This window comes from Sphingomonas pruni NBRC 15498, from assembly GCF_001598455.1.
Classification (GTDB): Bacteria; Pseudomonadota; Alphaproteobacteria; order Sphingomonadales; family Sphingomonadaceae; genus Sphingomonas; species Sphingomonas pruni.
In genome coordinates, this window is sequence record NZ_BCYZ01000011.1 from 19077 (window position 1) to 44347 (window position 25271).

At 65.7% G+C, this 25271-nt stretch carries 20 protein-coding genes and 1 tRNA gene; 3 read left to right on the forward strand and 18 right to left on the reverse strand.

All coding sequences use genetic code 11. From position 1 onward, the window contains the following. Nucleotides 1–14 precede the first annotated feature (14 nt). From SPR01S_RS05000 to SPR01S_RS05055, 12 genes are all read right to left on the reverse strand, one after another. Nucleotides 15–1067 carry a hypothetical protein gene (locus tag SPR01S_RS05000; protein WP_066585777.1) on the reverse strand — a complete coding sequence of 351 codons (1053 nt, stop codon included), beginning with the start codon at nucleotides 1065–1067 and terminating at the stop codon, nucleotides 15–17. Between the two features lie 42 nt (nucleotides 1068–1109). Next, complete coding sequence (locus tag SPR01S_RS05005; RefSeq protein WP_066585778.1) at nucleotides 1110–2906, reverse strand: hypothetical protein; 1797 nt, start codon at nucleotides 2904–2906, stop codon at nucleotides 1110–1112. Between the two features lie 55 nt (nucleotides 2907–2961). Further along, nucleotides 2962–4416 carry a S8 family peptidase gene (locus SPR01S_RS05010; protein ID WP_066585779.1) on the reverse strand — a complete coding sequence of 485 codons (1455 nt, stop codon included), beginning with the start codon at nucleotides 4414–4416 and terminating at the stop codon, nucleotides 2962–2964. Continuing rightward, on the reverse strand, nucleotides 4413–5255 hold the full coding sequence (locus SPR01S_RS05015) for a hypothetical protein (RefSeq protein WP_218016707.1): 843 nt from the start codon (nucleotides 5253–5255) through the stop codon (nucleotides 4413–4415). The genes SPR01S_RS05010 and SPR01S_RS05015 overlap by 4 nt, the downstream gene beginning before the upstream one ends. Then, nucleotides 5252–5509 carry a hypothetical protein gene (locus SPR01S_RS05020; protein WP_066585780.1) on the reverse strand — a complete coding sequence of 86 codons (258 nt, stop codon included), beginning with the start codon at nucleotides 5507–5509 and terminating at the stop codon, nucleotides 5252–5254. The genes SPR01S_RS05015 and SPR01S_RS05020 overlap by 4 nt, the downstream gene beginning before the upstream one ends. Beyond that, nucleotides 5506–6624, reverse strand: a complete 1119-nt coding sequence (locus SPR01S_RS05025) for a hypothetical protein (protein ID WP_066585781.1) — start codon at nucleotides 6622–6624, stop codon at nucleotides 5506–5508. The genes SPR01S_RS05020 and SPR01S_RS05025 overlap by 4 nt, the downstream gene beginning before the upstream one ends. 23 nt (nucleotides 6625–6647) lie before the next feature. After that, complete coding sequence (locus tag SPR01S_RS05030; RefSeq protein ID WP_066585782.1) at nucleotides 6648–11063, reverse strand: N-acetylmuramoyl-L-alanine amidase; 4416 nt, start codon at nucleotides 11061–11063, stop codon at nucleotides 6648–6650. Nucleotides 11064–11067: 4 nt separating this feature from the next. After that, on the reverse strand, nucleotides 11068–11463 hold the full coding sequence (locus SPR01S_RS05035; protein WP_218016708.1) for a DUF3467 domain-containing protein: 396 nt from the start codon (nucleotides 11461–11463) through the stop codon (nucleotides 11068–11070). Nucleotides 11464–11610: 147 nt separating this feature from the next. After that, nucleotides 11611–12585, reverse strand: coding sequence for a sigma-54 interaction domain-containing protein (locus SPR01S_RS05040; RefSeq protein WP_218016709.1), 975 nt, complete (start codon nucleotides 12583–12585; stop codon nucleotides 11611–11613). A gap of 423 nt (nucleotides 12586–13008) precedes the next feature. Further along, entirely contained in the window at nucleotides 13009–13635 is a 627-nt protein-coding gene (locus tag SPR01S_RS05045; protein WP_066585792.1) for a 2-dehydro-3-deoxy-6-phosphogalactonate aldolase, read from the reverse strand. Continuing rightward, nucleotides 13632–14501: a 2-dehydro-3-deoxygalactonokinase gene (locus SPR01S_RS05050; RefSeq protein ID WP_066585795.1), complete on the reverse strand. Its 870-nt coding sequence runs from the start codon at nucleotides 14499–14501 to the stop codon at nucleotides 13632–13634. Before SPR01S_RS05050 ends, SPR01S_RS05045 begins: the two co-directional genes overlap by 4 nt. Before the next feature lie 4 nt (nucleotides 14502–14505). Further along, entirely contained in the window at nucleotides 14506–16125 is a 1620-nt protein-coding gene (locus SPR01S_RS05055) for a sodium/sugar symporter (RefSeq protein WP_066585798.1), read from the reverse strand. A 103-nt stretch (nucleotides 16126–16228) separates the two neighbouring features. Here SPR01S_RS05055 and SPR01S_RS05060 point away from each other — a divergent pair, with 103 nt between their 5' ends. After that, a complete protein-coding gene (locus SPR01S_RS05060) occupies nucleotides 16229–16948 on the forward strand; it encodes a FadR/GntR family transcriptional regulator (RefSeq protein WP_066585801.1) in 720 nt (239 codons plus the stop codon). A 103-nt stretch (nucleotides 16949–17051) separates the two neighbouring features. Here SPR01S_RS05060 and SPR01S_RS05065 read toward each other — a convergent pair whose 3' ends face one another. The 5 genes from SPR01S_RS05065 to SPR01S_RS05090 all read right to left on the reverse strand — a co-directional run bounded on the left by SPR01S_RS05065 (nucleotide 17052) and on the right by SPR01S_RS05090 (nucleotide 23001). Continuing rightward, on the reverse strand, nucleotides 17052–18215 hold the full coding sequence (locus tag SPR01S_RS05065; RefSeq protein ID WP_066585803.1) for an aldose epimerase family protein: 1164 nt from the start codon (nucleotides 18213–18215) through the stop codon (nucleotides 17052–17054). A gap of 12 nt (nucleotides 18216–18227) precedes the next feature. Beyond that, nucleotides 18228–19076, reverse strand: coding sequence for an SMP-30/gluconolactonase/LRE family protein (locus tag SPR01S_RS05070; RefSeq protein WP_066585804.1), 849 nt, complete (start codon nucleotides 19074–19076; stop codon nucleotides 18228–18230). Continuing rightward, a complete protein-coding gene (locus SPR01S_RS05075) occupies nucleotides 19073–19360 on the reverse strand; it encodes a hypothetical protein (RefSeq protein ID WP_066585806.1) in 288 nt (95 codons plus the stop codon). Before SPR01S_RS05075 ends, SPR01S_RS05070 begins: the two co-directional genes overlap by 4 nt. Before the next feature lie 508 nt (nucleotides 19361–19868). After that, nucleotides 19869–21746 carry an NPCBM/NEW2 domain-containing protein gene (locus tag SPR01S_RS05085; RefSeq protein ID WP_245661880.1) on the reverse strand — a complete coding sequence of 626 codons (1878 nt, stop codon included), beginning with the start codon at nucleotides 21744–21746 and terminating at the stop codon, nucleotides 19869–19871. 151 nt (nucleotides 21747–21897) lie between these two features. Continuing rightward, nucleotides 21898–23001 (reverse strand): SGNH/GDSL hydrolase family protein, encoded by a 1104-nt coding sequence (locus SPR01S_RS05090; protein WP_066585813.1) that lies wholly within the window; start codon nucleotides 22999–23001, stop codon nucleotides 21898–21900. Nucleotides 23002–23445: 444 nt separating this feature from the next. Between SPR01S_RS05090 and SPR01S_RS05100 the strand changes: the two genes are divergently transcribed. After that, nucleotides 23446–24429 carry an alpha/beta hydrolase gene (locus SPR01S_RS05100; RefSeq protein WP_066585817.1) on the forward strand — a complete coding sequence of 328 codons (984 nt, stop codon included), beginning with the start codon at nucleotides 23446–23448 and terminating at the stop codon, nucleotides 24427–24429. 93 nt (nucleotides 24430–24522) lie between these two features. Here SPR01S_RS05100 and SPR01S_RS05105 read toward each other — a convergent pair. Further along, nucleotides 24523–24612 (reverse strand) — tRNA-Ser (locus SPR01S_RS05105). 134 nt (nucleotides 24613–24746) lie between these two features. Here SPR01S_RS05105 and hspQ point away from each other — a divergent pair. Next, nucleotides 24747–25127 (forward strand): heat shock protein HspQ, encoded by a 381-nt coding sequence (hspQ, locus tag SPR01S_RS05110; protein WP_157081960.1) that lies wholly within the window; start codon nucleotides 24747–24749, stop codon nucleotides 25125–25127. The last annotated feature ends 144 nt before the right edge of the window (nucleotides 25128–25271 follow it).

Consider the following 25271-nt stretch of genomic DNA (forward strand, 5'->3'; position numbering starts at 1 on the left):
AAGCGTCTTTCGGGTCAGGCGGCGGCTTGCAGCGCCTCGGGCGGCAATTCGAACTCGACCGGGCGCAGATAGAGACTGACGCGCGGCGGCGCGGTCGCGTCGGTGCGCAGGCTGACGATCGAGAACCGCCCCGGCCAATGCTCGTCCTCCGGTGTGAACGCCCCCATCCAGCGTTCGAGCGCGGCCAGCCCGCGCGGTCGTTCGGCCAGCCCCATGGTGAGCAGGCTGAGGAAGCTGGGCGGTACGTCGGGGATCGCCGAGAGCAGCACGTAGATCTCGAAATCGGGGCCGTTGGGCCCTTCGCCGAACGCCAGCAGGGCGCCATGCGCTGGCAACTCGAAACGGCCGCCCAGCACCAGCCCGAGCATCTGCATGATACCCGGCAAACGATGCCCGATACCGAGCACGTCCATCACCGGCTGCAGGTCGGCGAGCCGCAACGGCTCGGTGCAGGCGAAGGTCAGCCGTTGTCCGCCCATGTCGCGCTGCGCCGCCATCGTCGTGAACAGCGGCTTCAATCCCGGCACCAATTGCAGAGCGGCCTGGACGATGCGGCCGAGGTTGATCGGCATGTCGTCGATCATCCCGCGCCCGTCGGGCAGCTCGTAATAGACTTTCGACGCATAGAGCCCGTCGCGGTCGAAGCTCGACCCGAAGAATGCGCCGTAATCGAGCTTGCCGCCGGGCCGCGCGAAGCCGCGATACGGTTCGCTCGCCTGGTCGAACCAGCGAAGGGCGTCGCGCCCCATGAAGCTGCCGACCAGTCGCCGCATCTCGCGCGTCGATTCGTCGCGCCGGTCGATCGACGATGCCTGGGGCGGCAACGGTTCGATCGTGAAGCGCAGCTTGCCCGGCTGGGTCTCCGAGAAGCTCGGCTCGAAGGGCGCAGCCATCGGCAACAGCGCATTGTCGCGATAGCGCGGATCGTCGGCCGGATAGGCAAAGGTCCGCATGAACAGGTCCCGCGACGGCGCGAACGGGTCGGCCGTGCCAAGCGCGCGGGCCGCGCTCTTGAGCCGGTGTTCGACCCGCTGCACCAGCGGCGCGTCTCGTGAAGGAAATGGCATTGTCTGTTCCTCAAGCGTTCGAGGGTGGACGACCGCCCGGGGTCAATGCGGGCGGTGGCCATGGCCGTTGGCGTACGCGGGATAGGCCGGCATACCGCGCCCCAGCCCGACCCCGAGGTCGCCGATCCCGTCGAGCATGTCGCGGGCCATGGCGGGGATCTGGATCGGCTTGGAGGTCATTTGCGGCGCCTCGCGCGGCTGCGACAATTCCTCGATCTGGCTGTCGGTGGTCGCGGTGTCGGCGAGCCACAATTCGCAGGCGTTGACGAGGTCGTAGTCGGTCGGATCGATCGTCGAGCGATGCGTCGCGGCGACATCCGGGTTGCGCACCTGATCGATGTCGATGATCGGCCCGGTAGCAGCATTGACCCGCACCACGTTGTTGGCGAGCCAAGCCGTGATGATCGTCCCGCACGTCGCCAGCGTCCGATAGCGCGAGCTGGTCTTGGCCCCGCCCAGTTCGTAGGTGGCGACCTGATCGACCACCTGCCACATGTCCTTCGCCCCGTACGAGCCGAGGATCTCTGGATCCTGGAGCAGTCCGATCATGAACTTGACCTGCGACTGGATCTCGCGCGCGGCATAATGCGCCATGCCGTAACCATGGAGCGAGAGGTTGCCGGCGAGATCGCGGGCCGCCTTGCGCACCTGCTGATGGCTGATCGGGCTCGGCGTCGCCGAACGCAGCAATTGGTCGACCTCGCTCTGGCGGATGAACGACGACACGGACGAGACGAAGCGAATCCACAGATCGTTGAACTCGCGATTGACCATCCCGCCGGGATCGCCGCCCGGAATGCCGAGCGTGATCGCGGCAAAGTTCTTGCGCTCCTGTTCGGACATACGGTTGGGCGCCTCGCGCCAGTAGCGATAGAGCATCTTGCCGGCATTGCCCGGACCGATCGGCAGCATGCCGTGCTGGAATTGCTCGACGATGCGGTCGACGACCTGGAACACCTTGAGCTCCTCGAACATCGCCGAGACGATCATCGGACCCATCACGCGGACATTCTCCGCGACGATGGTCTGATCGGCGAGATCCTCGAGGTCCGGCAGGTCGATGCCAAGGTCGGCGATGCTGTCCTCGCCGCCGATATTCTGGACCTGATCGAGCACTTCGTTGACGCGGCGGCGCAATTGCGGCTCGGTGACGGTAACCTTGCGCTGGGCAAGCCCGCGCAGCACCGCGGCATATTCCTGGGTGCTGACCCCCGGTGCATCGCCGCCACGTCCGTCCGGATCGCCCTCGCGCGCCAGCAGCACCAGAACGCGGTCGGCAAGCTCGCCATAGCTCCGCGCCTCGCCCACCGCGGCGAAGAATTGCCGCGTGAATGCGTCCATCAGCGGATGGTTGACGTTGGGATAGATTGTCAGGCCGTTGCCCTTGCCACCCGCGGCGATGGTCATTCCCGTCCTGTTGGTGTGCTGCGGCACCAGCATGACCGGCGGCGGGGTCGCGCCGTCGAGCGCGAGGATACCCATGGTCAGCGCGACGATCGAGTAAGGCTGGTTCTCTTCCACATCGAACAGCAACTTGCCGCCATCGACTTCGGTACGCAGCTCGGGATTGATCAGCGATTGCGTGTTGAGCAGGGTGCGCGCGCCGACGAACAGCGGATCGCAGACCTCGTCCATCTTGCTGTTGTTGCGCTGGCTCTTGGCGATCTCGTCGAGGATCTTTTCCGACAGCTCTTTCTCGGCCTGTTCGGCGGTGCTGAGTGCGCGGCCCTTCTTCTCGATCGCGACGAGGCGTGCGACCGTGTTGACGTGGCGATCGTGTGCGATCCGCTCGCGGTCGGCGAGGTCGCGGAACCGGGTTTCGGGATTGATCATGCTCATCTTGGTGTCTCCTTGAATTCGTTCGAGATTGGCTGGTCAGCGTGGGGATGTCGGGTCAGCCGTCATCGGCGCCTCCATCGTCATCCCCGTCGGCCGGCTGGCCGAGCGCGCGGTCGAGATCCTGGTCGAGTGCGGCGAGTGCCGCGGCGGCGTCGAGAATGCCGGCACCGCAGCCGCTGACGCCGCTCGCGGCAAAGGGCTGTGCGGTGCGCATCAGGATGTCGCGCACCGTCTCGGCATCGATTGGACGCGCGCGGCGATGGCTACGCGCGACGAGCAGGGCGGCGGCGCCGGCCGCGAACGGTGCGGCGAAACTGGTGCCGGTGGCATATTGATATCCCTCGATCGCGGTGGTCAGCACATGTTCGCCGGGCGCACACAGGGCGACGTGCCCGCCGCGCGTCGAAAAGGCGGTCGGACGCCGGTCCGACCCGACCGCGCCGACCGCGATCACATCGGGATAAGCGGCAGGCCAGTAGATCGTCTCGCGCCCGTTATTGCCGCTCGCGGCGATCAGGATACAGCCGCGCGCAATGGCATAGGCCACGGTGTCGGCGTGCGGTTTCGGGCTGTGCGGCGCCAACGCGGAATCGTCGGTCCCGAAGCTCATGTTGATGACCTTGGCGCCGAGATCGACCGCGAGCTTCATCGCCATGTCGAGATCGCTGATCGCGCCCAATCCGACCGCGTTGGTCTTGCCCGGCAGGCGCGCCGCGGCGAGCGCGCGCATCGGGATGATCCGGCACGCGCCACCCAAACCGCGCGGCATCCGCAGGCCCTCGCCGGCAATGATGCCGGCGCAGCCCATGCCATGGCCGACGAAACGATCCTCCGGATTGCCGTCGCTGCGGCGGTGATCGCCGAGCAATTGCACGCCCGGCGCAACGTCCGCGCTTTCGAGCCGCACCGTGTCGAACCCGGCGCGGAACGTGTGGGGGAATTCGGGATGCTTCTCGACCCCGCTATCGACCAGTCCGACGACGACGCCGTCGTCGCCCGGCTCGATCGCATGAGCCTCGGCCAGGCGCACCATCTCGCGCGGCGCCCAGCCATCGTCAGTGTCCGGCGCGGCGAGCGCATGGGCAGCGTCGAACGGCGTCACCGCGACGTAATTGGGTGTGGCGCTTTCGACCGTCGGCAGTTGCCCGAGCGTCTCGCAGAGTTGGCCGACCGGCGTACCGGCGGGAACGCGCAGCATCAGCGTCCGCGCCATCCCGGTCTGCTGCTCGATCGCATCATAGCCGAGATGACCATGTCCGGCACCGTGCGCGCCCGCCGCGGAGAAGATCCGCGCGGCGCGGAACCCGCCAGTTCGTTCGCGGATGATGCGGTCGATCGCACCGCCGTCGATCGAGGTCGCGGCGGCGAGCGCCCCGCGCGCAATGTCGCGGACCGTGGGAACGTGCGCCGGCGCTTCGCCCAGCGCGAGCTTGAGCATCAGGCTGGTCGGCAGACTGTATTGCCGTTCGCCGGGCGATGCCCAGGGCGTGCCAAGTGCGCGGATCGTCATTGCCGCGTCTCCGTCACTTCGGGGATGGCGGCGATGCCGATCGGCGCCAGCACAGGCTCGGGCGCGGCGTCGGCCGTCCGGCGGACCGGGGCGAACGCGCTGAGGTCGAAACTCATGGCGGTCGACAGCGCCGGTTCGGGCGCGATCGCGAGTTCGCCGGCCCATTGGTCGTGGCCCGGCGCGAGCAGCAGTTCGTTCGACGCGGATTTCAGGATCGACACCGGTTTGTCGCCGATCCGGACGTGCGGGAACAGATTGCCGCGAACGAGGTTGCGCCCGGTGACCCGGATCATCGGCGGCGCTTCGGGGTCGGCACCGGCGGCCGGGCGCACCGGCTCGACACGCTGGACGAGAGGTTCGGACGAACGATCGAGCGCCTTGCGCAGCCGGTCGATCGACAGGTTGGTGACGCGGCCGATCGTGTGGACCGAGCCCTTTTCCTCGGCGCGCTGGAGCTGTTTGACGGTCCGCACGCCTGCCCATTCGAGCCGCTTGCGTTCGTCGCTGGTCAGTTCGTCACCGAGCTCGTCGAGCGGCTGGTCATCGGGATCGTCCGACATCGCCACGGCATTCTCCTCGATCGCCGGGCGGGTGATCGCGGTGAACACCAGGTGAAACATGCTGGTGTCGGTTTCCCCAGGGCCGGCGGGGCGAATGCGGATCTCGCTGTCGGTGAACTCGACATGCGCCCGCAGATCGAGATTGATATCCTTGATCGCGAAGGTCAGCGGCAGGTTGAGATTGCGTGCCTTGATCGCCATCGCCGACTGGGCGTTGTCGAGCTGACTCTGCACGGCCTGGATGAAGTCTTCGAGCCGAAGCGTCGCGGTGCCGTTCATGCCGCACCTCCGTCGGCCGGAACCGCGTGCCAGGTCACCGCGAGCCGGGCAGGCTCGGGATCGAACGCGGTGCGCGTGACGAATAACGGCACGTCGCCGATCAACTCAGTGCCCTCGGCCGACCTCACCAGACGCACGTCGATCGGCAGTGTCATTTCGAGCGACCGCGCGCGGACGGCACCGCCGCCGCCCATCAAGTGCGCGGCATCGGCGAGATCGCCGAGCAATTCACCGAGGGGGCGGCGGCCGTTCATGCCGGCGCTCCGGCGGGCGCCGGCGTCGCGACGGGCGCGGGCGCCACGGCCGGTGCCGGTGCCGGCGGAGCGGGCAAGGCAGCGGCTGCCGGTGCCGACGCGGGAACCGGGGCAACAGGCGCAGCGCCGGATCTCGGCGTCGCCTGGCGGCTGTGGCGCTCCAGCAATGTCCGCTGCGCGTCATCGACAAAGCGGTCGAGCGGCAGCGTTTCGGATGCGAAGTTGATCTTCACGTCGCCGAACAATTCGGCCTTTAGCTCGCTGTCGGACTGCGCATTGACGCCGACCGTCGAGACCTTGGTGATCGCGCCCTCGCTGCCGCGCGCTCCCCAGGTGGTGCCGCCGGTGCCCGGGTCGTTCGAGGTGGCATATTGGACCGCGGCATTGTCGGTCGCAGCAGCGCGAAAGCGCAGCCGCGCGCCGATCGAGCCATCCTTGATGACGACGCGCTGCATGCCGAGCAGCACCATGGTCGACAAGGTCGACAGGCGTTGCTGCGCGACGCGCTCGCGCGCCTTGGGCAGGATGTTGTTCTCGAGCGTGTCGGCCGAGAATTCGTTGCCGTCCTCTCCGAAGTCGGCGAGCCAGCTCGGTTCGGATGTATCGCCGCTGCCGTCGTCGCCGCTGCCGCCGCTGGGCTTGGTGAGCGGCGCGAGCGTATAGTCGCCGCCATTTTGCACCAGGGTGACGTCGCGCGGATATTGCTCGACCAGCCAGGCACGCGCCTGCCCCTGGGTGACATTTTCCTGGGCGAATTGGTCGAGCGGCTTGGACACCGCGCTGACCAGGTCGGCAAAAGCCTCCATCTGCTTGATCGAGCTGTCGACGATCGCGTCGAACGTGCCGTGCACAAGCGACGCGACGAAGGCCGGAAAATCGATCTCGTCGGACAAGGCGCCGGCGCGCCGCCCGAGCGCGTCGGTCGCCTTTTCCTTGGGCGCGGTCGATCCGTCGCTGGTCGTCGTGCCCGACGCCGGCAGCACGCCGTCGGTCGATCCGTCGCCGGCGGGCGCGTTCGGATCGGCGATCTCGCGCCCGAAGGCGTCGCGCGCCATCGCCATCGCGGGGGCGACGGTGCCGCGCGCCGGCGGCGGTGGAGGGATGAGGCGAGCCATCGGCCGTTATCCGCGCGCCGGGCTCAAGCCGGCTGCAATTGCTGTTGCGGGACCGGCGCGGGGGCTGGCGTTGGCGCGGGTGCGGAGGACGCGACTGGTTCGGCTGGCGCGCGATCGGCACCATGCCGGGTCTGCTGGCGGCCATCGCCCGACAGCGTCACCTCGCTGACCGCGACCTGATCCTCCTCGCCCGAGCGGCTGAAGGTGGTTGTCACCCTCACCTTCAATCCGCCTCGTTCGGGCGTCGATCCGTTGCGGCAGATGTCGGCGCGCACCGTCGCGCTCCAGCCGTCAAGCACCTGGCCCTCGGTCGGGGTGATGGCGATATCGCCGACCGCGCCGTTCTGGAATTTCCAGTCGATCGCGACGCCAGCCTGGGTGCGTCCGCTCGGCCCCTCGATATAGGGCCAGTCGTCAAGCACCACGCGTTCGCCTGGCATTGCCGGCGTGCCTGCCCCGCCCGCGAGCGCGTTGTCGGGCAGCACCATGCCGGCAAGCTGCGCGAGATCGTAATTGCGCCCGTTCTTGCTGCTGGCCTGGCGCGTCAGCGCGGTACCGACGCCGAGCCCGCATTCGCCCGCCGACGGATCGGCCAAGGCGTGGGTCCGGGCCGCCGCGCGGCGCGGCGGGGTCGCCGCCAGGGAAAAGGCATAGCCCGCTCCCGTCGCGCTGCCGCGGTTGATCGTGTGGCCGAACGTCCCGCCCGAATGAAGCAACTGGATCCGGTCGATATTGCCCGCCGCCTCGAACTCGGTGGTGAAGGCGTCATAGGTCATGATGTACTGGCTGCCGGTCTGGTGCGTGTCGGCATAATTGCCCGGCGCGCCCGGCGTGCCCACGACGCGGTCCCAGGGATCGGTGATGCGGACGTAATAGGCGCCGTCCTTGCGATACATGCCGGTGACGACGATCGCGTGGATGCCGGGGACGTCGGCGGTGACCCAGATCGGTCCGTTCGCCTCGAGTACGGCGCGGAATCCCTCTGGCGTGTAGCAGGCATTGGGTTCGACCGTCAGGCCTATCGCATTGGCGAAGGCGCGCTTGTCGCCGGGCGCCAGGCCGCTGGTCAGCGAGCTGGTGAGGTTGTGGCATTGCGCGATCAGCTCGGGCGAGACGCTCTGGCGGTCGCGCCAGCCGATCACCATCGCCGCGGCGGTCGCCCAGCAACTGTTGTCGGTCGGTTGCGGGATCGGATAGACCTCATCCCAATTGATCGACCAATCGTCGGCATCGAGCGCGCGGGCGCTGCCATAGCTTTGCGCGGCCGCGGGATCGGGCAGCGCGAAACCGAACGCACGCAGTCCGGCGCAGACGGTCCCGAAATTGGTCGGCAGCGCCCGGCTCGGGTCGGCGGCATAGGCATCGAGACCGGCCTTGCCCGCAGGCGTACCGCCTGGTGCCGCCTCGTTCGCCGCCATTAGCAGCGCGAGGTCCCGCGCATTGCTCGCGGTAGCGAGCTGGGCAAGCTGGGCCGAGACGCTCGCGCCGATCGCAGTCTCGTCGAGCGCACCGCTCTGATCGGCGGCGCTTTGCGGGAAGACGATGAAACTGACCGGGAAATTGTTGTTGAACCGGCTGCCGCGGCCGCTGCCGCCGAGATTGGTACCGACCTTTTGCGAGCCTTCGCCCAGCGCCGAGCTTTGCGCTCCGCCCGAATCGACGAAGTAGAACGGGCTCTGCAACGCCTGATCGTGACGAATGGCGAGGCCGAAATCGCCGAGCGCCATGCCCTGATCGCGAAGCTTGCCCGACAACGCGCCATAAGGGACGCGCGAGGCGTCGAAATAGCGCCGTTGCGCGTAAGCCGGTTGCGACGCATCGGCCGCGCGCGCGGTCTGCGAGACGTAATAGCCGGGCGACGGGTCGCCATTCTTCGCCTGCTGGATGACCGGATAGCGGCCCTTCTTCTCACGCTCGGGGCGTTGGTCGAGCAACGCGTTGCCGTTCGCCACCTGGGGATCGGACGGCGTCATCGCGACCACGCCGACCCAGCGGCCATCGTCGCTGACCGCGTTGGCGAGGTTATCGTCGCCGGTGTCGTCGGGGTGATAAGCGGTCGGCGAGCCATCGAAATCCACGTTGGGATGGCCGAAGAAGACGAACGCGACCGGTTGGTCGGGCGCGGTGTCCCACGCCACGGCGGTCAGCTTCACGCGCTTGTAGTCGACCGTGTGCCAAGGGCCGGGCACGTCGGCGAACACCAGGGACGAACCCGCCATCGCATGCGACAGCTGAGCTTTGCGCCCGGACGCGCGCGCTGCCACCGGCCGCGCGCGCGTACCGAGCGACTGCGCCGCCGCGGCCGGAAGCGGCTGGATGGGAATCCAGCTGGTGCTGATATCCTGATCTGTCGGCGCCATCAGCGAGTCCGGCCCCTTGCCGTTCGCGACCGGGTCATAGGAATAGACCAACTGGCGGTTGATATACAGTTCGTGCGCCGGGAATCCGTCATGATCGCCGACGATCATCACCTCGGGGCCGTTGGCGCCTTGCTTGAGATAGATGGCGATGTCGGAATCGATGTCCGGCGACGTGATCAGCGGCAAGGCCCCGGCCATCTCGATCGACACGACCGAACTCTGGCTGGTCATCGCCAGGACGCTGCGACTGGTGGTCGATGCGCCCTGATAGATGCGCAGGTTCGAATCACTGACCGCCAGCCGGGCGCGGCGCGACGGTCCCGGGCCGCCGGCAACCTTGTCCATCCACCAATCGGGCTTGCCGTCGACATGGTAGGTGTAGGTCGAATCGTAAGCGGTCGATTCACCCCAGTGCCGATCGACCGTGCGCAGATTGCTGATGCCGCTATCGGCGCCCAAGGTCAGCGTCGCGGTGATCTCGGCGCGGCTGGTGCCCTGGTCGTAGCTGAAGCCGCGATTGTCGCCGCCGAAATCCTCGCCGCCGATCAGGTGGCTGCCAAGGTCGTAGTCCGACATCGGCCCCTTGATCAGCGGCGACGGGATGAACGCGCGATATTTGATCTCGATCGTGCTGCCGCCGCCATCGAGCGCGTTCGCGACGCCCAGCGACTGGCCGACCGGTTGCGGCTGCGGCGCGCAGAATCGGTTGCTCACCAGGTTCATGAAGTGATCCCAGTCCCAGGCGCCATCGGGGCAGGAGCCGTGGCTGGTATGGGGATCGGCTTCGCGATGGCCGATGATCGTCGTGCGATCCGGAGTCAGCCCGTATTTGTCGCACAGATAGGTAACGAGCGCCGCGGACTCGCAATATTGCGTGTCGGTCGGCGGCGTATAGGGATAACATTGCTGGCCGCCGCCCGGTTTCGGGTAGCAGGCGCCGCCTTGCTTGATCGCGACATGCTCGATGCCGATACTGCGGCGGTTGGCGCCTTTCGCGTGCCAGGCGGTGTCGGCCTCATTGACGAACTGGACGATCTCGCCGTCCTGGCCGACCAGATAATGCGCGCTGGCCTGCGCGCCCGCCGCGGTGAAGGTGTTGACCGTGCTCGACGTCGTCGGCGCGTCGGTGATGTGGATGACGATACGGTCGATCGTCGTGCCGTTGCGCCCCGCGGTGAAGGCCGGCGACGGAGCGATGCGCGAGACGCCGCTATAATCGGCGGTGGTCAGCGCCAGCGCGCTCGCCTGCGCTTCCGGCGGCGATGCGGAATCGTCGCTATAGGGTGCAGCATCGATCCCCATATTCTCCGGATCCACGTCGAAAGCCCGTCCGAAGGCGAGACCCGCCGCGGTGGCGGCCGGCGCGGTGGTAGTCGAGGGTGGGGTCGTGGGGGCAGGTGCGATCGTACTTGGCGTCGGCGCGGTGGCGCTCGGCGTCGCCGTGGCAGGGCTCTGGCCGTCGGCCTTGAGCGGAGGAAGCGGCCCAAAGCCGTCATCATAAGGTACATCGGCGGGCGATGGCGGGGCAGCCGAAGGCGACGACGCACCGCCGCTGGCGGCCGGCGCGGGCTGCCCGACAGCGGGCGCGGGCGCGGCCGGCGTCGTCCCCGGCTGGGCGCGGTCACCGGCCCATTCGGCGACGGACGCGGGTCCAGCGATATAGGCGCCGCTGACTCGCGTCGGGAACATCCGAACGCGCCGCAACGCCCGGTCGCTCAACTCTCCAAGCGAGATGTACGGGCTCGACGCTGTGGGCATCACGTCGACCGTCCAATCGGTCGCGGTCGGCGGCGTCGCCGTGGCAAGCCCGAACCACAATTTGTCGGCGGAGATGAACCGCGCCAGCACTTCGGGCGGCACGACATAGACCGCTTCGCCGCGCGACAGCGACAATATCCCGTGCTCGCGGCTGGTGTAGAAAGTGGATGGCGTCCGCCCCTCCTTCTGGGTGAAATATTTCAGGTCGGTCGCCAGCACGACTTCGGCGACGCGTGGCGGGCTGTCGGTCCAGATGGTGAAGCTGAGCATCGGGAACCGGTCGGTCACCTTCAGGCTTCTGGGGCGGAGTTGCGCTGCCATGATTCTACCTCTCGTCACGATTTGGGTGCGCGCGGCCGTCGGCGGCGGTGCGCTTGCGGCGCGCGTTGATCGCGCGCCGTTCAAATTCTTGCGGGTTGATGATCGACAGGTCGCCGTCGAGTTCGGCAATGTCGGGGATGTCGTGGTGCGCGCGTTCGAATTGCGCGATCGACTGGTTGAGCAAGGTCGCCAGCAGCTTGGCATGAACCGGGCTGACCGCGATCCGGCTCATCAGCTGGATGTCGCCCGATTGCGGCTCGACCTGCCCGGCATCGAGCAGGAACTCGAACGCATTGTGCCCGACTTCGAAATAATTCGCATAGCAGGCGAGCGGCGGCCGGTCGTGGCGCGATAGGGCGCCTGCCGGATAACGGTCGGGTTCAAGGTCGGCTGCTTTCACGGGACCTCTCGCGTTGCGATGAGGATCCATCAGCAAGGCGCGGGCCAAATCGGCCGAGCGGCGCTATCGGTCTATTTTACAGGGATTTTCTCGGCGGCCTGGCAGACCAAGCTCCCATTTCGGGTGTCGCATGTTACACCTTGGGTGTCACCGAGTGACATCGTCGGAATCGGCGTCCGGGGCGGGATCGAGATCGTATTTGGCGAGCTTGCGGTACAGCGTCATGCGCGACCAATTCATTTGCCGCGCCGCCTCGACCTTGTTCCAGTTGGTTTGGCGCAGCACGTTGACCAGCCGATCGCGCTCGGGCTCGCCGGCCGAGCGGTTCTGTTCGAACAGCCGGCGGAAGGCGGGCGGCAGATCGCCGACTCCGACCGCGCGACCGTCGGGCGGATCGATGAACAACGCCTCGACCATGTTGCGCAATTCGCGGACGTTGCCCGGCCAGTCATAGCGTCGCATGCGATCGAGCAAGGCTGTGTCGGGTCGCCCTACGTGCAGCGAGCGGCGGCGGTTCTGCTCAGCGATGAACTGATCGACGATCGGGCCGATGTCCTCGGGCCGCGCGCGCAGCGGCGGCATTTCGATCCGCGCGACGTTGAGCCGATAGAACAGGTCGGCGCGGAAGCGGCGCTCGGCGACGAGTTCCTCCAGTCGCTCGTTGCTCGCCGCGATGATCCGCACGTCGACCGCCTGGCGGCGCAGCGAGCCGACCGGGATGACGGTGCGGTCTTCCAGCACGCGCAGCAGCTTGGCCTGCGCGGGCGGCGTCATCTCGCCGACCTCATCGAGAAACAGGGTACCTCCGTCGGCCTGGACGAAACGGCCCGGGAAGCTGGACTGCGCGCCGGTAAAGGCGCCGCGTTCGTGGCCGAACATCTCGGATTCGAACAGGCTGTCGGGGATCGCCGCGCAATTGACCGCGACGAACGGTCGCGCCGCGCGCGGGCCCAGCCGATGCACTGCGCTGGCCACGCGCTCCTTGCCGGTGCCCGTCTCGCCAGTCACCAACACGGTGGCGTCGCTCAACGCAACCTTGGCGAGATAGCCGCGCAATTGGGAGATCGCCGCGCTCGCGCCGAACAGGCCATCCCGCGCCGCAATGTTCCCCCCTTGGTTCAAGACGAGCCCCATCGTTCGGCCCGCGCGCTCCCGAACGCGGCCGTTCCAGCGAAAGCTGCCCTACCGACAGGTAAACCTGCGGCGTCGGGTTCTTCCAATGTACGTGACGATCGGCGTTTTCGCCCTGACAGTCGTGTCTGCGACCTGTCGTTGCATGTTACGGCAAGGTTCGCTGAGTCGACAAATCAAATCCGTCCCGAAACGGACGGTTCACCGACACAAAAACCCGGCCTATCTCAATATTATGCTTACAGGCGGAGCAAGCAATCGCGCAGCAGCACCCACTGCAAAGGGCAAGTACCGACGCCCGCGCGATCCCGATACCGCCCTTGTCGTTGACCGTGAGTCCGATCGACAATGGTGCCGCTCGCCGGCGCCAGACGCGACCGGCGGTCGAGCGTCCGATCGGTCACGTCCAATTCGTCAGGCGAGCGCCGCCACGAAGGCGCGGGCATTGGCGCCGACCGCATCGGCGCTCAGCCCCGGCTTGTACAGCGCGGAGCCGAGACCGAAACCGGCCGCCCCCGCCTCGCGCCATGGACCCATGCCGTCCGGCACAATGCCGCCGACCGGCAGCACCCGCGTCTCTCGCGGCAGAATCGCGCGCATCGCTTTGAGCACTGCTGGGCTGGCTGCCTCGGCCGGGAACAGCTTGAGCGCCGTGGCTCCCGCATCGAGCGCGGCCAAGGCTTCAGTCGGCGTGGCGATACCGGGCAAGGACACCATCCCCGCCGCGACACTGGCGCGGATGACGTCCGCGTTCATGTTGGGTGAAATCACCATGCGGCCGCCAGCCTCGCGGACGCTGTCGACCTGGGCGGGGGTGAGGACAGTCCCCGCCCCGATCATCGCGCGGTCGCCGATCGCCGCCACCAGCCGTGCGACGCTGTCGAGCGGATCGGGCGAATTCATGGGCACTTCGATCAGTGTGAAGCCGGCCGCGACCAGTTGCTCGCCGATCGCGACCACTTCATCGGGCCGCACGCCGCGCAGGATGGCAACCAGCGGGCAGGCGGCAAAGGCGGCATCGAAGGCGGCAATATCGGTCACGATAGAAAGGCTCCCAATCTGGTGATGCCGGCGACGAAGGCGGCATGGCTGTCGACGATCATCGCGGCGCGACCATTGGCCTTGACCGCCGCGGCGTACAGGCCGCCGAGCATCAGGTCAGCAATGATATAGGCGGTGTCGAACGAGTGTTCCGCGACACGCGCGGCGACGTCCGCGCCGATGATCAGACCGCTGGCGAAAGGAGCGGCGTCGGCATCGTCGCGTAGGCCGAGCAGTTTCGCTGCGCGGATGCCGAACAGCGAGGCGGTCAGGTCGCGTTTCGCTCCCGCACGTGCGCCCTCGAGAAAGGCGTCGCCGAGCACGACCTCGGCGCCGAGTTGCGCCGCCAGGATGCCATGCGATCGCACCAGCCCGAACAGTTCGCCGGTCATCGCGGTGGTGAAGCACGCAATCCGCCCGCTGGCCATCTCCACCCATTTGCAGTGCGTGCCCGGCTGGACGAGCATCGCATCCGCCGGCGCCAGCCCGCCGGCGACGGCACCGAGCAATTGCACTTCTTCGCCGCGCATCACATCGCCACGCTTGCCGTCGACGAACGACACGCCCGGGACGATCGCGGTGCGCGCATCGATCCGCAACAGATTGGCGCCAAGGTCCTCGATCCCGGCCGGCGCCGCTATGTACGCCGCCTCTCGCCAGCCGATCGTCGATCCGACCATGCCCGCCATCAGCACCGGCAGGTCGCCGAACCGCGCACGGATCGCGGCGAGCTCACCGGCGAAGTCGCTCACCGCGGTGACGCCGAGCGCATCGCGCTCGGTCGCCACCACCGCGCCGTCCTCGATGCGATAGACGCGCCGGTTGGTCGTGCCCCAGTCGATCGCGAGGAATGGACGCGCGCTCATGCGCTCACCACCAGGTCGCATAGAGTGCGATGAGGATCAGCACGATCAGGCCGGCGGCGATGTTGAACCCGGCCGTCGTTCGGAACGAAACACCGCGCATGGTGATCAGATTGCTCTCCGCGCGGGCTGGGCGCAGCAGCGATACAATTACCGCCAGCGCCAGCGCGACGAAAAAGACGATCGACATGCGGTTGATGAACGGGATCGCGTTCAGCGCCGCCGATCCGCCCCAGCTGGCCGGGAACCAGAAGATGAAGCTGACCACGACCGACGCGATCGCGCCGACCAGCGCCCCCATCTCGGTCGCGCGCGGCCAGAACAGGCCGAGCAGGAAAATCACCGTGATGCCCGGGGTCACGAAGCCCGAAAATTCCTGGATATATTGGAACGCCTGGTCGAGGCTGCCGAGCAACGGACGCGCGGTCAGCATCGCGATAATGATCGCCGCGATCGCCGCCACCCGGCCGACCAGCACCAAATGCTTCTCATGCTCGATCGATCCGGCTGCGTTCTCCGCCCGCGTCTGCACACCTTTCCTCTTGGCGTAAATGTCGAGCGTGAAGATCGTCGCGATCGAATTGATCTTGGACGCGGTCGAGGCGATGATCGCTGCGATCAGCGCCGCGAAGACCAGGCCGAGCAGGCCGGTCGGCAACAACCGCATCATCGTCGGATAGGCCTGGTCGGGCTTCGCCAGGCCCGGCGCCAGAACCACGGCGGCGATCCCCGGCAGCACGATGATCACCGGCATCAGCAATTTGAGGAACCCGGCGAACACCACGCCACGTTGCGCCTCCGACAAGCTCTTCGCCGCCAGCGCACGTTGGATGATATATTGGTTGAACCCCCAATAGCTGAGGTTCGCGATCCACATTCCGCCGACCAGCACGGCGATGCCGGGCAGGTCCTTGTAATGCGGATTGTCGGGCGACAGGATCATGTCGAAATGGTCGGGCACGCGCCGCGTCAGCTCGGTGAAGCCGGCGATGACCCCCGCGTCGCCACCGATCTTGCCGAGCGTCAGATATGCGATCACCAGTCCGCCGAGCACGAGCAGCGTGACCTGGACGATATCGGTCAGCGCCACCGCCTTGAGTCCGCCGCGCAGCTGATAGAGCAAGGCGAAGGCGCCGAGCCCGACCAGGGCGACATCCTGGTTGAGGCCGGTCACTTGCGTCACCGCGATCGAGCCCAGCCAAATGATGGAGGTCAGGTTCACGAACACGTAGAGGATCAGCCAGAACACCGCCATCACGGTGCGGATGGTCGGGCCGAAACGCTGTTCGAGGAACTGCGGCATCGTGTAGATCTTGTTGGCGAGGAAGATCGGCAGGAACCATTTGCCGACGATCAGCAGGGTCGCGGCCGCCATCCATTCGTAGGACGCGATGGCGAGACCGATCGCATAGCCGGACCCCGACATGCCGACGATCTGCTCGGCCGAGATGTTGGCCGCGATCAGCGACGCGCCGATCGCCCACCAGGGAAGGTTCTTGGACGCCAGGAAATAGTCCGACGAGTCCTTGGTATGCCCTGCCTTTTCGCGGCTGACCCATTGGGCAAGGCCGAAGATACAGACGAAATAGATCAGGACGACCGCTATATCGATGGTGGCGAGCTGCATTCGCTTCCCTTCCCCTCCGGCCCACCGCTCGCTATGCCAGATTATGCGCTCGGCCAATTATATGATCTATGGTATCTAACAGCCGATTGGGAGCACGCAAGCGATGTCGACCGATCCCGATGAAGTTCGTACCTCGCTCGGGCGCAACCTGACCTATGGATTGCTCGACGCGCTAGGCAAATCGATCGTCACCGGCGGCTATGACGGCAAAGTCTTCCCGACCGAGGCCGCATTGTCAAAGCAGCATGGTGTCAGCCGGTCGGTCACGCGCGAGGCAGTCAAGATGCTGACCGCGAAAGGTCTGCTCAGCGCGCGCCCGCGCCAAGGCACGATCATCGAGCCGGCGAGTTCGTGGAACCTGTTCGACCCCGATGTGCTGCGCTGGCTGCTCGATCGCAAATTCTCGATCGAGCTGCTGCGCAATTTCAGCGAGCTGCGTAGCGCGATCGAGCCCTCGGCGGCGGCGTTGGCGGCAACCGCCGCGGACCGGGCCGGGCTTCAGCTGATCCGGGCGGGATTCGAACGCATGAAAGCGGCGGAAGCGGGTGAGGACGACGCCCTCGAGGCCGACATCGCCTTTCACCTCGCGATCCTGCGCGCCTCGGCCAATCCGTTCTTCGCCCAGTTCCGCGACGTCGTCGCGACCGCGCTGCGGACCTCGATCCGCTTCACCAACCGTATCCAGGGCCGCACCGCCGATCTGGCGGCGCACCGCGCGGTGATGGTCGCGATCGAGGGACGCAAGCCCGAGGCCGCACGCAAGGCGATGGGCAAGATCATCGCCGAGGTCATGGCGCTGATCGCCAATCCGCCGGCGGCGTGAATATTCGGGACATCTCGACAATTGGGCCGGTCCTCACTTCGCCGGACCTATCCCGCGCGACTGCGAAGAGCTGGGAAAAGCGGTTCCTGGTCGGGAGCTCCGATTAGCGACGGCTACTGGCAGGGCGGGCGGCGCCCTGCCCGGTCGTCAGGCGATAGGTCATGATATTGCGATAGGTCTGGCCGGGCGCGAGGCGCGCAGAGCCGAAAGCCGGCTGGTTGGGCGTATCGGGAAAGATCTGCGGTTCCATCACGATCGCATCGCCTTCGCGATAGATGCGCTTCGCCTTGCCCGAGGAGGTCCCGTCGAGGAAATTGCCCGAATAGAATTGCAGACCCGGCTGGTTCGACCACAATTCGAACCCGCGGCCCGAGGCGGGGTCATAGACCTTGGCCATCAGATGCTCGCTTGGCGTGACGCTGCGGCCGATCACCCAATTATGATCATAGCCGCGGCCATAGACGAGTTGACGGTCGCTGGCGTCGCGCACTCGCTCGCCCACGGCATGGGGCACGCGGAAATCGAAGGCGGTGCCAGCCACCGGGCGGAACTCGCCGGTCGGAATCGCGCCGTCGTCGGTCGGCAGATAGCTGTTGGCCGGGATCGTCACCATCAGCCCCATGGCGCCGTTGGCCGAGCCTTCGCCCGACAGGTTCCAGTAAGCGTGGTTGGTAATGTTCGCGAGGGTGGGCGTGTCGGTTGTGGCGGTATATTGGATGCTGAGCGCATTATTCTCATCGAGCGAATAGGTCGCATCGACGGTCATCGTTCCGGGATAGCCCTGGTCGCCATCCTTGCTGACATAGCGCAAGGTGACCGACGCCGCCGGCCCCGATTTCACCGACACCACCGACCACAGCACCTTGTCGAACCCGATTGTACCACCATGCAGCGAGTTTTTGCCGTTATTGACCGGCACGCGATAATCGCGCCCATCGAGGGTGAAGCGGCCGCGGGCGATACGGTTGGCGAACCGTCCCACCGTCGCCCCGAAATATTGCGGCGTCTTGAGATAGTCGTCGATCTTGTCATAGCCGAGCATCACGTCCGCTCGCTTGCCGTTGCGGTCCGGTATCATCAGCGATTGCAGCGTCGCGCCGTAGGCGATGACCGTCGCCGAGACGCCCGCCTTGTTGGTCAGCGTGACCGCCGGCACCGCGCGCCCGTCGGGCAGCCTGCCAAAAGTCGATTGGCGCGCCTCGGCCGCCATCGCCGGGGTGGCGACGCCAATCAGCAATGCAACCAGCACGATCGAGCGCAGGGCCATGTCAGTTTTCCTTCATCCGCGATATTGATAGGGGGTGCGGCCGCGACATCCGGGATCGACCTCGAACAGGCAGCCCGCTTCGGCCTCGTCCACGCCGTCGGCTGCCGAGGTGACGAACATCCGATCCAGCGCCTCGCCGGCGAAGGCGACATTGGTGATCTGCGATGCCGGCAGGGCGAGCGTCCGTTCGCGCCGGCCATCGGGATCGAACCGGGCGACGCACGACCCGCCCCAGCACGCCACCCATAGATGCCCGTCTGCGTCGAGCGTCATGCCGTCGGGATGACCCCAGCCGGGCTCGAATACGATATGCGGCGTGCGCGCCCCGACGCTGCCGTCGTCATGGAACGGATAGCGAAAGATCGTGTCGAGCGCGGTATCTGTGTGAAACAGGAAATCATCGCCGATCGCCGGACCGTTGGGGATCGTATAGCCGTCCTCGATCAGCGTCGCCCGACCGTCCGGGTCGAGCCGATAAAAGGCTCCGCTCGGCCGATCGCAGGACAAGGGCATCGACCCCGCCCAGATCCGTCCCGCGGCGTCCGCCTTCGCATCGTTGAAGCGATTGCCGTCGCGCTCCGGCTCAGGTGCGGCGATCGGCGCGATCGCCAACGGATCGAACGATAGCGCCACGAACGCGCGGCCGAGCCCGGCGACGAACCCGCCTTTCTCGCGCTCGATCAGCCAGCCGATCGTGTCGGGCATTTCCCAGCTATCGACCCTGTCGTCGGTCAGGCGTAGGCGATTGACCCGCCGCCCGAGGATGTCGACCCAATAGAAGGCGCCTTCGCGAGCGGACCACAAAGCCCCCTCCCCGAGCACGTCGCGACGGTCGCGCGCGATGACCCTGACAGCGTTCACGAATGGCTGTCCCGGTGAAGCCCGTACCGGGCGATGCGCTGATATTTGACCCCCGGCTCGAGCACCGCGCCGGTATCGACCTGCCCGGTCACCCCGCGCCGGATTTCCTGCCACGGCGTCTGCGAGTCCGTGGTAACCGCCTGCGCCACCGCGGCAAGTTCGGCACGGTGGCGATCGCGCTTGGCGGCGACGACCAATATGTCCGCGCTCCGCCGCGCAAGGTCGATGGGATGGTCGCGATTGTCGAACCGCGCGCGGCTGCGCAGCCGAAGGTGATCGGTCATGCCGCACCTCCCGTCTTCGCGCGCCACTGAAATCCCATCAGCCCCCTCGTCCTTTTCTCCCGTGCACCGGGCCTTTGTCGTTTGGGTTGATAGCGCCACGCATCATGGACAGAAACCCTATTTGTCTTACAAAATAAGTACGGGATTGGAATGCGCGAGCCGCGCCAGCATAGCCGCGCTCGCATAAGGGCTCACGATTTGGACGCGGCCGTCGTTTATGCGCGCATTCGGGGGAATTGGGCTGCCGAACGGGGGCGGATATCGACGGCGAACATGGGCCAAAATCGGTTCCGAGAGAAGCGGACGGGATCATGGCAGACAGGGATTCTGCGTTCGAACAACAGACCATCGACATTCCGCAGCGACAGCGGAAATCGGACATACATCAGCAGCACCAAACGGATTACGTCCGGTGGTGAGTTGAGGGGCGGAATGGGTTAGATGGATGCCCTCGACTTGCGGCTCATTCGCCCCAAAATCATCTGCGCCGTTCTTCCGACAGCACGCTCTAGTCGTTGAGCAGCGCCGCGTTGCCCCAAGTGACCACCGTAGGCACCTTGTTTCTGGCCGACTTGCCGCGCGCCACCAATTCGACAATCTTCACACCGGCAATATTGGCACGCAACGTCTGCGCAGCCTGGCCAAAACGGGTCGGCCTGGATATCGCTAGCAGCTTGCCGTCTCCATAAACGGCAAAGGTAACAACGTCGTCCGTATCGAACGTCGAATCGTCGACACCGACGTCCGCGATGAAGCGGCGGAAATTACCATCGGCCCTTAGCTCGAACCGTGAATTGGCGAGAACGCCGAGGCCGGTCCCATACATCTTGCCTTGGATACGCAACGCCTGCCGATAGGGGGTAGCATCGGCCTGTGCGCCGCCCCATCCGGTATAGGCCGGGGGCTCCCCCGTGTCGGTCGTGCTGCCCCAGGGGGTAATCATGCGATGGATCGTGGGGTCCGGTTGGGGAATGGATACCCCATCGACGGCCGGATTCACTCGTCCGGGCATTTCCGACAGATAGATGCCGTCCGCCAGGCTGCGAGTGCCGGCGGCATCAAATATGGCCGTTTCGCGCGGCTGGAGATGGATCTTCATTTCCCCCGAAAAAGCCGGGAGCGTCGCCCCGGTCCAGAGATTCCTGAGGGCGATCGGGGCGCTTCCGGAGAATTTCAAATGGTTGGCCGTCAGCGTCACGTCGGCCGACGCGAGCCCTCGATTGAAGATCGCCACGGCTTTGTGACCATTACTGAGCAACTTGACCAGGATTTGAACGTCATCGGTATCATAAGCCAGCACCGCCTGGTTGCCCGCCGGATCCTGGTCGACCGCGATGATGTCGCCGTTGCCGAGAATGTCCATAAGCGGCTGTGGCGCTTTCCTCAGATCATATCCGATCAAAAGCGGCGCCGACAGCATCGACCAAAGGGCGAAATGCGACTTCGCTTCCGTCAGATGCTGCTCGTCGAAGTCGCCCTGCCCGACGAAGAGCATATCGGGATCGTTCCAGGAGCCGGGATGCGCATAGAGCGCCCGATTGGCCGCGCTGTCGAAATTCGCCAGCATCCGTGTCCAGCTCGGCGTCAGGTCGTCGCTGGTCCGCGAAAGATTGCCCACGTCCTTGCCCCAGGCACGCACATCGGCCGATCCCCAGGCGCAGATCGAAAACACGTAGTCGCCATTGGGCTTGGAGCGCTGCAGGGCATTGGCGACTTGCTGGTAGAGGTTGCGAACGGCGGAGATGTCGGTCCGACGAATCTCCTTGATGTCGACGAGCGGCCCGAGCGCGCGATACTGCCCGGATCTGACACCCTCGCTCTCTGGCCCGAACGCGCGGATGCCGCAGCCATCGACCTTGATGTAGTCAAATGCCCAGTCGCCGAAATACAGTTGGATGTCCTGATCGATATGGCCGTACAGCCCGACCTCGCGTTCGGCGGCAGTGCCTTCGGGGAGGTTCGGCGCATTGGGGGCGAAAGCCTGCGAACAGGTGTTGGCCCCGATATCCGAATAGATCCCCGCCTTCAGGCCCATAGCGTGAATGCGATCGGTGAACGGTTTGAGACTGGTCTGTTCCGTCCCGCCGATCGCAGCGGACGGAAAAGTCGACGTGCGGACAATCATCCGGCCGTCCGGCATCCGTCGCTTCAACCACCAGCCGTCATCGATGTTGATGTATCGATAGCCCTTGCGAGCCAAACCGCTGTCGACGATCGCCTGGGCGGAGGCCAGTATCTTCGCTTCGGTGACATCCGTGTGGAAGGCATTCCACGAGTTCCAGCCCATTGGCGGGGTTGCGGCCCGTCCGCTCGTGACTGCGGTCCATCGTCCGGTAGGCGACAGCGGGTCGTTTGCCGCCCAGGCCTCGCCGTGGATCGTCAGCATCAGCGACACGCTGAGGAGAGACGTTAGAACAGACCGTGTCATGCCTTACCCCAATTCAACTTTGCAATCACACAGAAGCTTTCCGGCAATTGCCCGCGAACACCGCTTGCCGTCTTACCGATGATGCGCTCGGTCCGGTCCGCAGGAGCCCTCATTCCGACTTCCCCGCGTCGATCACCTTGCTCAGCGCGTCGGCGATCGTCCGGTCGTCGGCGGTCGACGGATGAGAGTCGCAGCCGGTCATGGCCAGCCCGCGCACGGGTACATAGTCGATCCGGCGCTCACCGGCGGCGCGTAACCTGTCGACCACCTTTCGCACTTCGGCATCGATTTCTCCGCCGGCCAGATCGGTCGCCCACAACACAAATCGCGCCTGCGGATTGCGTCGCCGCAAATCCTGGATGAAGCGGACATAGCTTGCCTCGTAATCGGCATGCAGCGCGTCGCGCGTGGCCCATCTCTCGCCGGCCTTGAGCGGCGTGGAGAAATCGTTGGTGCCCAAAGCGATGACGATGAATTGCGGTCGCCAGTCGGTACCGGAATAGCGCTGGGCCTTGTCGAACAGGATGAAAGGATAGGCCTCAGGCAGCGTGTCGGCGGCGAAACCGCCATAGTTACGAACGACCCCGCGCCCCGAAATCGCATTGACCTGGTAATCCGCCCCGTACCGTCGGGCGATCACCCCCGCTATTCCCTGGGAGGTGTCGGTAGTGGCCCAGACCTGGTCGGCAGTGCACTGGCGGCTCGGCGAAGTATTGCCGTAGCCGACTGTATGGGAATCGCCGATGAACTCGATCTGTCGGGCGCGGGCGCGGACGGGCATCGCCTTCGTCCCTGGCGCTGGATAGAATCCGCCAAAGCTGCTCGGCCCCGCCTGTCCCTCGGTCACGACCTCGACCCGCACCCGATGCGGTCCGGGCGAAAGACCGTCGAGCAAATACAATCCTGCGCTGGGCTTAACCAATGGCAGTGGCGGACGATCGTCGACCAGGACGTGCAGAATGACGTCGCCTGGTCCGATCTTGAAATAGACCGCGGTGCCCCTAAACGCCGTCTCGAAATAGCTGCCGGGCCATTGGCGTTGATAATTGGGGGCGGCCGCCGTGCCGCGCTGTATTGCGCGCCCGCCGATGCGGATCGGTAGCGGCGTCCCGAGCGTCCCGAGGTCGAGGCGAGGAACGATCCGCACGTCCCGTGCGGTCGCCGGCGCCACGCTCGCCAAGGCGAGAACGGCCGCTGCAGCCAGAATCTTCATGCGCACCTCACTTGCTGAAAATCGAGAGACCGCGCGACGATCTCCGGATCGCGACCGATCCGGCCTGGCCGAGGCCATTAAGCGCCGCCGCGATTGCGAAAAACGCCGGCATCATTCGCACAAGGCGCATCGTGGAGGGCGACCACCGCGCGAACAGCGAGCTTTCGGATTCCGAAACTTGGCCCGGCACGGCCACGGTCGACGCATGGATACCCGACGTCCGCCCGCCTTCTTGCATGTCCCCTCCACTCCGTTTGCCGGATATTCGAGCGCCGAGCGATCTCGCTCCAACAATCCCGTCGCCGTGAATTCATCATATTGTTTGACCCGTCAACAAAAAATGATAGCGCTACCTTGGGTCGACGCGAACGGCACCAAAGAGGCCGACCGCGACCCAAGGGCAAGCCGCGGTTTCCGTTTCGCGACGCTAGGAAGGATGTTCTCATGACGCTCTCACGACGCGATCTCGTCAAGTCCCCCCTGGTATTGGCCGGCGCCTCGGCGATGGGTTTGGGCGAGGCAGCGATGGCCCAGCCGAGCTCGACGATGCCTGGGGAAATCGTTGAGTTGTGGCCGCGTCCGCCAGCGGGCGCGCTTCATGCGGACATGGCCGAGATCGTCGAGCAATCCTCGTCGGACCCGTCCCATAGCAGCCGACGGATCAAGGGCATATCGAGGCCGCGAATGATCGCTCTTCGGGCGGCGCAGCCGAATGGCGCGGCGATGCTGATCATTCCCGGCGGCGGCTTCGCCTGGAATTATTTCGAGCATGAAGGATACCGGATAGCCGATGTGCTGAACCGTGCCGGGATCACCTGCTTCATACTGCTCTATCGTCTGGCCCAGGACGGATGGACCAACGCGGCAAGTGTCGGCCCCGCCGACGCCCAGCGCGCGATGCGCCTTATTCGCGCCCAAGCACCGCGCTTCGGCCTCGACCCGGCGCGAGTCGGCGTCATGGGGTTCAGCGCCGGCGGCTTCCTGGCGGCGACCCTTGCCACGCGGCATTCCGCGTCATTTTACGCGCCAATCGACGCGACGGATCGGCTCGAGGCGCGACCGTTGCTGGCGGCGCCGATCTACCTCGTGCAGACCATCGACCCGGCTTATGCCTATGGCGGCGCGGCGCCGTCCTTGTTCGGCAGGTCGCCGACCGCGGCCGAGATTCGGCAATGGTCGCCCGATCTCAACGTCACACCGGCAGCGACACCAACTTTCCTGCTGCACGCCGAAGATGACGATACCGTACCCGTCGCAAACACCACAAAGCTGCGCGACGCGATGATCGCGGCCAAGATCACGGTGGAGACGCATTTGTTCAGCCGAGGCGGTCACGGCTTTGGATTATGGCCCCAGCCCGGCGCGCCCGATGGCCTGTGGCTACCGCTGTTCCTTCACTTCGCGCGGCAGGAGAAGTTGATTGCCTAGGATCGTGTGCAGGGGTCCGAAGAGAGCCTCAGCGCCTGGTCCAACAGCCGAAATTGGTAGTCGGTACGTAGCACGTGACGGCCGAACAGCCCGTGGCGGAGAGGGTGGGATTCGAACCCACGGTACGGTTACCCGCACAACGGTTTTCGAGACCGTCCCAATCGACCTCTCTGGCACCTCTCCGCGCTGGGGGTCCGCACCCATATGCGCTGCCTGGACAGTGCGGATGCTGGTCGAAGGCGGCGCCTCTAACGTACGCGAACCGGCTGCGCAAGCGGTCCGCTTGTGCGGCGCCGAAGAAACTCTACATTATGATCATGACTCGTTCCCAACCTCATGATGTGCTTTCGCAATTCGGTGTGCCGATGCCGGCGGTCGCGACCGCGCGGTTCACGATCGGGGATGTCGTTCGCCACCGGATGTTCGACTTTCGCGGCGTGATCTTCGATATAGACCCGGTCTTCGCGAATACCGAAGAGTGGTATGAATCGATCCCTGAGGATCTGCGCCCTTCCAAGGAGCAGCCTTTCTACCATCTGCTCGCCGAGAATGGCGAGTCGAGCTACGTCGCCTATGTCAGTCAACAGAACCTGCTTCACGACGACAGCGAGGAACCGGTCGATCATCCGGCTATAGACGGACTGTTCACCGGCTTTGCCGACGGACGCTACAATCTACGCCGCGAGCATCGGCACTAGGGCAGGCGCCCACCGATCGACCAATGTGTGACTTTTGTGCACCGCAAGAAAAACTTGCGATGCATCGCTCTGCCCCACGTCTAGGAATGTTACCGACCTGTGACGATATTCGTCGCGACAGGGTGATCGGGGGCGCGAGCCCCC